Consider the following 9,083-nt stretch of genomic DNA (forward strand, 5'->3'; position numbering starts at 1 on the left):
CAGTATAGTGTTATATAGTTTTATGTATATTGCCTCGGTGGCTCAGTCTGGTAGAGCGCGAGACTTGTAATCTCGTGGTCGCGGGTTCAATTCCCGTCCGGGGCTTTTATAATAAAATTATTATTATAACATTTTAGGATATTGTTGAAAATATCGTAATGTTTATATAGTTGTAAGTTTATATTATTATTAGTATGTCATCTACATACATATTGTATGTGGGTCCGTAGGGTAGCTTGGTCGATCCTTTGGGCTTTGGGAGCCTGAGACTCCGGTTCAAATCCGGGCGGACCCATTCTTCCCGCCTTAGCTCAATTTGGCAGAGCGTTGGACTGTAGATCCAAATGTTGCTGGTTCAAGTCCGGCAGGCGGGATTTCAATTATTTTATTTGAAATCATATATGTTTTTGTTAAAAATTATGATTTTTCCATAACATTTATATATGATGAAAAATATACTTAATTGATAGTGTATAATTGCTATTTGAGGATGCCCTGGTGGTGTAGGGGCTATCATGTGGGCCTGTCGAGCCCGCGACTCGGGTTCAAATCCCGGCCAGGGCGCTCATATCTTGAATAGTATTATATGTCATATAGGCCTGTAGCTCAGTCTGGCAGAGCGCCTGGCTTTTAACCAGGCGGCCGCGGGTTCAACTCCCGTCAGGCCTGTTTCTAATTTTATATTTATTTTTCTATTTGGAGGAAAAAATTTGAAAATTGATATTCAAGACCATAAGCTTGTACCAAAGCATGAAATCATGACTGAAGAAGAAATTTCAGATGAATTTAGTGATGTTGATTATGATTTTAAAGATCTTCCTAAAATAAAATCTGATGATCCTGTTGTGAAAGCTATTGATGCTAAACCTGGAAATGTTTTAAGAATTACTAGAGAAAGTCAAACTGCTGGAGTTTTTGTAACTTACAGGATTGTAGAAGATTAAAAATATAAATTTAGAGTTGTGAAGTTTAATATAGTATAATTTCTGTATTTTTTTTGTTTTTTAGAAATTCATTATAATAAATTGAACTTAGTTTGAGAGGAATTATCTTAACGGAGATAGTTATGAGTAAATTAAGAATAATGATTAAATGAATTAGTTATATTAGGGTTTCCTAGTTTATTTTATTTTTATTTAGTTAATTATTTTTATTGTGTACGTAATGTTGGAGGATATCCATGACAGAGAATAACTGGAAATTAGTTGATGCATTTTTTGATAAGTATGATTTAGTGGATCACCATATTAAGTCCTACAATGATTTTGTGAACAACAGAATTCAGAACATCATTGACATTACAGAACCTATCACCTTAGATGATGGAAAATACACTTTAAAAACTGGTAAAGTACGTATTGAAAAACCATCCAATAAAGAGGCTGACGGTTCACGTAGTGAAATTGATCCAACTGAAGCAAGACTTAGAAACTTAAATTATTCTGCAGACATGTACCTTGAAATGGCATTAAATGAAGAAGGAGAAGACAATGAACTTGAAGAAGTATATATTGGTGAGTTACCAGTAATGCTTAAGTCTGACATTTGCCATCTCAACGGACTCAGTCCTGAAGAATTAGTAGAAAAACATGAAGACCCTCAAGATTTAGGAGGATACTTTATTGTAAATGGTTCCGAAAGAGCTGTTGTAACAATGGAAGAGATTGCTCCTAACAAAATTATTCTTGAACGTTTAGGAGAACCTGAAGAAAGACATGCAAAAGCTGTTGTAACTTCCATTAAGAGTGGTTTCAGAGCTAGAATTACTTTAGAATACAAAAAACCTCGTAAAAATGGTGTTTTCTTAAGAATTTCATTCCCTTACCTTCCAGGTGAAATTCCATTAGTAATCTTATTAAGGGCACTTGGATTATCTACAGATGAGGAAATCATTACTACCATTTCTGATGATAATAACTTCCAAATGATGATTGCGGATGACCTGCAAGTGTCTGATGAATCATTAAAACTGGATCAAAAAGAAATGGACGGCATGTCATATGATGAAAGAAGAGAATACTTGCAACTTGCTGCTATTAAATACATTGGTAACAGAGTAGCTAAAAACATGCCTAAGGAATACCGTTTAAAACGTGCTAGAGATGTAGTAAATCGTTACTTATTACCTCACATGGGTACTGAAGAAGAAAGATGTTACGATAAAGCTATTTACTTAGCAGAAATGACTGAAATGTTATTAGAAGTTATCGAACAAAAAAGAGAACCTCACGATAAGGACCACTATACCAATAAAAGACTCAGGGTATCTGGTGACTTGATGGAAGATTTATTTAGAGTAGCTTTCACCAACTTAACTAGGGACATGAGCTATCAGCTTGAAAGGAGCCTTTCACGTGGTAAGGAGCTTTCAATCAAACAGGCAGTACGTAGTGATGTTTTAACTGAAAACATTAAGCACGCTATTGCTACCGGAAACTGGGTAGGTGGAAGAGCTGGGGTTAGCCAATTGCTGGATAGGACAAGTTACATGGGAACACTTTCTCACTTGAGACGTGTCGTATCTCCATTGACCAGAAGTCAACCTCACTTTGAAGCAAGAGATTTGCACCCAACTCAATTCGGTAAAATATGTCCTAACGAAACTCCGGAAGGACCTAACTGTGGTTTGGTAAAGAACTTGGCTTTAATGTGTAACATTTCAGAAGGTTCCGATGAACAAGAAATTATAGATGTTATTGAAACTATGGATGTAGAATTGATTTAGGGAGGTGAAAAGTTGTCTAAGAAAATAAATGCAGCGTTAAAAAGAGCATATTACTATTTCGATTTTAAACAAGTAGTTCCTTACAATGAAGTTGTAGAAACCATTCAAAAATTTAAAGGATTAGAAGATTTGGATGATGAACTAGCAAACAAAATCAATCAATATGTTGAAGAAATTGAAGAGTACTTTGATACTCCTGAAAAAAGAGAAGATGATACTGTAACTGATTTCGCTAAAAATGAACCAAGAAAAAGTTGGGAACATTATACTGATGACTTTGACTTTACTATTGATGAATTAGGCAGTGAACAAATTGCAGACGAAGAAGCTGATGAAATCGAACCAGTTGAAGATGAATTGGTTGATTCTATTGAACCTGTTGAAGAGGATGAAGCTGATGAAATCGAACCTGTTGAAGATGAATTGGTTGATTCTATTGAACCTGTTGAAGAGGATGAAGCTGATGAAATCGAACCGGTAGAAGAAACAATAGAAGTTGTTCCACCTAGACCAATCATTAAGGAAAAACCTTCTCAAACTAAAATTTACATAAATGGTGAACTTTTAGGATACTGTGCAGACCCAGTTAATTTCACTCAGGAAATGAGAGAAAAAAGAAGAAACGGTGAAGTGTCCTACGAGATGAACATCACTTATTATGAAGACAATAATGAGATTTACATATTCAATGATCCTGGAAGAGCAAGAAGACCATTAATTATTGTTAAAGATGGTGTGCCTCTTTTAAAAGATGAGCACTTAAACAAAATTGCTAGCGGAAAATTAAAATGGGATGATTTGATTAGCCAGGGACTTGTTGAATATTTGGATGCTGAAGAAGAGGAAAACTCCTATATTGCCATGAGTCTTGCTGAGTTAAACGATGAACACACTCACCTTGAAATTGACCCTGCTACTATGCTTGGTATCTGTGCAGGTATTATTCCATTTTCAGACCACAACTCTTCTCCAAGGAATACCATGGAAGCAGGTATGACAAAACAGGCATTAGGATTATATGTATCTAACTATGCATTACGTACCGATACAAGGGCACACTTATTGCACCATCCCCAAACTCCTATTGTTAAAACACGTATTATTGATTCAACCAATTATGATTTAAGACCATCCGGTCAGAACTTTGTTGTAGCATTAATGTCTTACGAAGGATATAACATGGAGGACGCAATGGTTATCAACAAAGGTTCACTTGAAAGGGGTCTTGCAAGATCTTCATTCTTCAGAGCTTACGACACTTCAGAGAAAAGGTACGCTGGTGGTCAGGTAGACAAGTTTGAAGTTCCTGACAAAAACATCAAAGGATACAGATCTGAAGAGGCTTACAGAAACTTGGATGAAGATGGTGTTGTAAATCCTGAATCCTATGTTGAATCAGGTGATGTATTGATTGGTAAAACATCCCCTCCAAGATTCTTAGAAGAGGAATTCGGTACCGTTGCAGATAAAAGAAGAGAAACTTCAGTAACTGTAAGACACGGTGAAAAAGGTATTGTTGACGCAGTTCTTTTATCTGAAACCGTTGAAGGTTCAAGATTAGCTAAAATCAGAGTTAGGGATACCAGACAACCTGAATTTGGTGATAAATTCGCATCAAGACACGGTCAGAAAGGGGTTATTGGTTTAATTTTATCCCCTGAAGACGTACCATTCACAGAATTCGGTGTCGTGCCTGATTTGATTGTTAACCCTCACGCGATTCCATCCAGGATGTCCATCGGACAGGTGTTAGAGATGGTTGCAGGTAAAGCCGGTTGTCTTGAAGGACAACGTGTTGACGCAACTCCATTCAACCAAACCCTTGAAGATGAAATCAAGCAGCAACTGATCGACAACGGTTTTGAATCTGCAGGATGTGAATCTTTATATAATGGTGTAACCGGTGAAAGATTGGATGCTGAAATATTCGTCGGTGTTGCATATTACCAAAAATTACACCACATGACAACTGATAAAGTTTACGCACGTTCAAGAGGTCCTGTACAAGTGCTTACACGTCAGCCTACTGAAGGTAGAGCACGTGAAGGTGGTTTAAGATTCGGGGAAATGGAAAGAGATTGTCTTATTGCACACGGTGCAGCATTAACCTTAAAAGAAAGACTTCTTGATGAATCAGACAAATATGAAGCAATCGTTTGTGACAACTGTGGTATGTTAGCAGTATTCGACAAGCATAAAAATAAGAAATACTGTCCAATCTGTGGAGATGTGGAAACATATCCTGTTGAAATCTCATACGCATTTAAATTATTATTAGACGAACTTAAGAGTTTATGTATTTTCCCTAAATTACAATTAGGAGACAAAGCATAATTACAGTTATTTAAGGAGCCAATACATTGAAAGGATTTATAAAAAAGATAGAAAAGATCAACTTTGGGCTAATGTCTCCTGAGGATATTCGTTCTATGTCTGTTGTGACTGTCGAAACTCCTGATACATATGAGGACGACGGTTTCCCTATTGAAAAAGGTTTGATGGATCCTCGTTTAGGTGTTATTGACCCAAGTTTAGTATGTAGGACTTGTGGTTTCAGAGGTGGGGACTGTCAAGGACATTTCGGTAGTATTGAACTTGCAAGACCGGTTATTCACATCGGTTTTGGTGATGTCATTCACAAGATTTTACGTTCTACCTGTAACGAATGTGGACGTGTTCTTTTAAATGATGAACAAATCGAATACTTCACAGAAAAAATCCATGAAGCTATGGATAATCGTGAAAGTTTAAATGCTATCCTAAAAGAAGTTTATCGTGTTGCTAAAAGGGAATTAAAAACCATGCCTGAAGAAGGTGAAGAAGTTGACCCTAAACACTGTTGCCCTCACTGTGGTGCACCTCAAGAAGCGATTCTTTTAGACAAACCTGTTACAATCCGTCAAGGAGATTACAAGTTGACCGCTTCTGAAGTACGTGAAAGACTTGAAAGAATCACTGATGATGATTCATTTGTTTTAGGTGTTAACCCTGAAGTGGCAAGACCTGAATGGTTAGTATTGACCGTATTGCCAGTTCCTCCGGTAACTGTAAGACCTTCAATTACACTGGATACTGGTGAGAGATCAGAAGACGACTTAACTCACAAATTAGTTGATATTTTACGTATTAATCAACGTTTACTTGAAAACATGGAAGCCGGTGCTCCACAATTAATCGTTGAGGACTTATGGGAATTATTACAATATCACGTTACTACTTACTTTGATAATGAAGCCAGTGGTGTTCCACCTGCAAGACACAGATCAGGAAGACCATTAAAAACCTTGACCCAAAGGTTAAAAGGTAAAGAAGGACGTTTCCGTTCCAACCTGTCCGGTAAACGTGTAAACTTCTCTGCACGTACTGTAATTTCACCTGACCCAAACATCAGTATTAACGAGGTCGGTGTACCTGAAATGATTGCAAAAGAAGTAACCGTACCGGTTCATGTAAACGAATGGAACATTGAAGAGATGAAAAAGTACATCCAAAACGGTCCTGATGTTCACCCTGGTGCAAATTATGTTATAAGAACTGACGGAAGGAAAATCAGAGTACGTAATGAAGAAACCATTGAATTGATACTTGAACAATTGGAACCAGGTTTCATTGTCGAAAGACACCTGAAAGATGGGGACATGGTTTTATTCAACCGTCAGCCTTCCCTTCACAGAATGAGTATGATGGCACACGAAGTAAGGGTTTTACCATACAAGACCTTCAGATTAAACTTATGTGTATGTCCTCCATACAATGCGGATTTCGATGGAGACGAAATGAATATGCACGTGTTCCAGACTGATGAATCCCGTGCTGAGGCAAAATCCCTGATGAGGGTACAGGAACACATTCTATCTCCAAGGTTCGGTGGACCTATTATCGGTGCTATTCACGACCACATTAGTGGAGCATACTTGTTAACCCGTGACGGTGTTGAATTTACAGAAGAGCAAGCTTTACAGATTATCAGAAAATCCCACCTTAAGTTACCTGAATTCAAAGGTGGCCAATGGGTTTTAAAAACCGATCTTGATTTAAAACCTGATGCTGAAGTTCCTTCAGATATTGAAGAATCATATATCTACAAGGACAAAGGCGCAATGTGGACCGGTAAAGAATTGTTCTCATTATTATTACCAAATGATCTAAACTTATCATACAGTGCTGAAATTTCCAAATGTCCTGTTGTATACCCTGAAACTGACGCAAGTGTCGTTATCAAAAACGGTATTTTATTGCAAGGGGTAATTGATGAATCCGCTTACGGTTCATTCTCAGGTAAGATTTTGGATAAAATCGTTAAAGAATATGGTCCTGGAAGAGCAAAAGAATTCTTAGACAGGTCAACTGACCTTGCAATCTGCGGAATCATGAAAACAGGTATTACTACATCCTTAAACGATGAGGAAATTCCTGAAGAAGCTCAAGACCGTATTAATGAGCACTTAGAGAAAAAGATGGAAGAAGTAGACAAACTTGTAGAAGCATATGAAGAAGGATATCTCCAAGCTTTACCTGGTAGAAGTCTAGAAGAGACCTTAGAGATGAAAATCATGCAGGTTCTCGGGGAAGCTAGGGACATGTCTGGTAGCATTGCAGAAAACTACTTGACTATGGGTAAACAATCTGATGATGACCCATATGATCATGTGATGGCTGTAGAAAACCACTCTGTAGTAATGGCACGTACTGGTGCTAGGGCATCCATGCTGAACCTTACTCAGATTACTGCTTGTGTAGGACAACAAGCGGTTAGGGGTGGACGTATCGAAAGGGGTTACCTAAACCGTACCTTACCTCACTTCAAGAAAGGTGAGTTAGGGGCTAAAGCTAAAGGATTTGTGCACTCAAGTTACAAATCAGGTCTTGACCCAATCGAATTTTTCTTCCACGCTATGGGAGGAAGAGAAGGTCTTGTAGATACAGCGATTCGTACAGCGCAATCCGGTTACATGCAGAGAAGATTAGTAAATGCATTGCAAGACTTACAAGTTAAACCATCTGGACTTGTTACTGATAATCAAGGTAATGTTATCCAAACCATGTTTGGTGAGGATGGAGTTGATCCTGCAAAATCAGACTTCGGTAAACCGGCTGATTTAAATAAACTTATTGACGAAATTAGAATGGAAAGTATGGCAGGTAAGTAGGTGTAACTATGGATGATGTAGAAAATAAGATAATGGAAACTATTGCCAAATTGAACGAAGAGGAAAATTTAGGCATTGATTTTCCAGAAAGTTATATCGAAGATTTATCAAAAGCTTATGTGAAAAATGAGTTGACTGATGATGAGTTGACTGAACTTATCAGGAAACTCAAACAGGCCTATGACCGAGCTCACGTTGAAGCTGGCGAGGCTGTTGGAACAGTAGCTGCACAGTCTGTAGGTGAACCTGGTACACAGATGACCATGCGTACTTTTCACTATGCAGGGGTAACTGAGTTAAACGTAACATTAGGTCTTCCAAGGCTTATTGAAATCGTTGACGCAAGAAAAGAAATTGCTACTCCTACCATGGATATCTATTTTGATGAAGAAAGACGTGACGATGAGGAATTTGTCAGAACTCTGGCAAACCAAATCGGTAAAAGTACAATAAATGATATTCTTTCCGATTTCAATCTGAACTATGGAACCATGGAAGTTGAAGCAGTTTTGGATTCTAAAAAAATTGATGAAAAAAGACTTGATAGGGAAGAAATTAATGCTGCTATTGAAAAGGCTTTCAAAAAGGCAGACATTAATGGTGACAGAGTTGTCATCCCTTCTTCAAAATCTGATAAATCTGATTCAAAATTTGAAATTCGTGAACTTCGTCTCTTAGCGGATAAAGTTCGTGACTTGCAAATAAGTGGTATAAAAGGTATCGGTAAAGTTATTATTCGTCGTGATGAAGAATGGATTATCCATACCGAAGGATCAAACCTTAAGGAAATCCTTGATATGGACGGTATCGACCACGTTAGAACCACAACTAACAACATTCACGAAATCGGTGAAGTTCTTGGTATTGAAGCAGCTCGTCAATCTATCATTAACGAGGCTCAAAATACCCTTTCAGAACAAGGTCTTAGTGTAGACGTAAGACACATCATGTTAGTTGCAGATATCATGACTTCAGAAGGTACTGTGAAATCAATCGGAAGACATGGTATCAGTGGTGAAAAATCAAGTGTATTAGCTCGTGCAGCTTTTGAAGAAACTGGTAAACATTTACTTCATGCAAGTATTCGCGGTGAAGTTGATGATTTAACAGGTATCATCGAAAATATTATTATTGGACAACCAATACCTCTTGGTACCGGTTCTGTCGGTGTCAAAATGGATTATAAAAATGAATAGGAGGCTAGATGA

5 protein-coding genes and 5 tRNA genes are annotated in these 9,083 nt (G+C 37.6%); all 10 read left to right on the forward strand.

Translation table 11 applies throughout. The features are described from left to right. The first annotated feature begins 31 nt into the window (after nt 1-31). Nucleotides 32-105: transfer RNA gene (locus QZV03_RS08940), tRNA-Thr, on the forward strand. A gap of 115 nt (nt 106-220) precedes the next feature. Next, nucleotides 221-295, forward strand: a tRNA-Pro gene (locus QZV03_RS08945). Between the two features lie 5 nt (nt 296-300). After that, nucleotides 301-374: transfer RNA gene (locus QZV03_RS08950), tRNA-Tyr, on the forward strand. A 118-nt stretch (nt 375-492) separates the two neighbouring features. Continuing rightward, nucleotides 493-564, forward strand: a tRNA-Asp gene (locus tag QZV03_RS08955). Nucleotides 565-595: 31 nt separating this feature from the next. Continuing rightward, nucleotides 596-669, forward strand: a tRNA-Lys gene (locus QZV03_RS08960). Nucleotides 670-710: 41 nt separating this feature from the next. Further along, nucleotides 711-944: a DNA-directed RNA polymerase subunit H gene (locus tag QZV03_RS08965; RefSeq protein WP_296875991.1), complete on the forward strand. Its 234-nt coding sequence runs from the start codon at nt 711-713 to the stop codon at nt 942-944. Between the two features lie 236 nt (nt 945-1,180). Then, a complete protein-coding gene (locus QZV03_RS08970) occupies nt 1,181-2,725 on the forward strand; it encodes a DNA-directed RNA polymerase subunit B'' (RefSeq protein ID WP_296875993.1) in 1,545 nt (514 codons plus the stop codon). A gap of 516 nt (nt 2,726-3,241) precedes the next feature. Next, nucleotides 3,242-5,059, forward strand: coding sequence for a DNA-directed RNA polymerase subunit B (gene rpoB / locus QZV03_RS08975; RefSeq protein WP_296876001.1), 1,818 nt, complete (start codon nt 3,242-3,244; stop codon nt 5,057-5,059). A gap of 26 nt (nt 5,060-5,085) precedes the next feature. Then, nucleotides 5,086-7,875 carry a DNA-directed RNA polymerase subunit A' gene (locus QZV03_RS08980; protein WP_296875995.1) on the forward strand — a complete coding sequence of 930 codons (2,790 nt, stop codon included), beginning with the start codon at nt 5,086-5,088 and terminating at the stop codon, nt 7,873-7,875. A 32-nt stretch (nt 7,876-7,907) separates the two neighbouring features. Continuing rightward, entirely contained in the window at nt 7,908-9,071 is a 1,164-nt protein-coding gene (gene rpoA2, locus QZV03_RS08985; RefSeq protein ID WP_394350686.1) for a DNA-directed RNA polymerase subunit A'', read from the forward strand. Nucleotides 9,072-9,083 lie beyond the last annotated feature (12 nt).

Origin of the sequence: uncultured Methanobrevibacter sp. (assembly GCF_902788255.1) — an archaeon.
Taxonomy (GTDB): domain Archaea; phylum Methanobacteriota; class Methanobacteria; order Methanobacteriales; family Methanobacteriaceae; genus Methanocatella.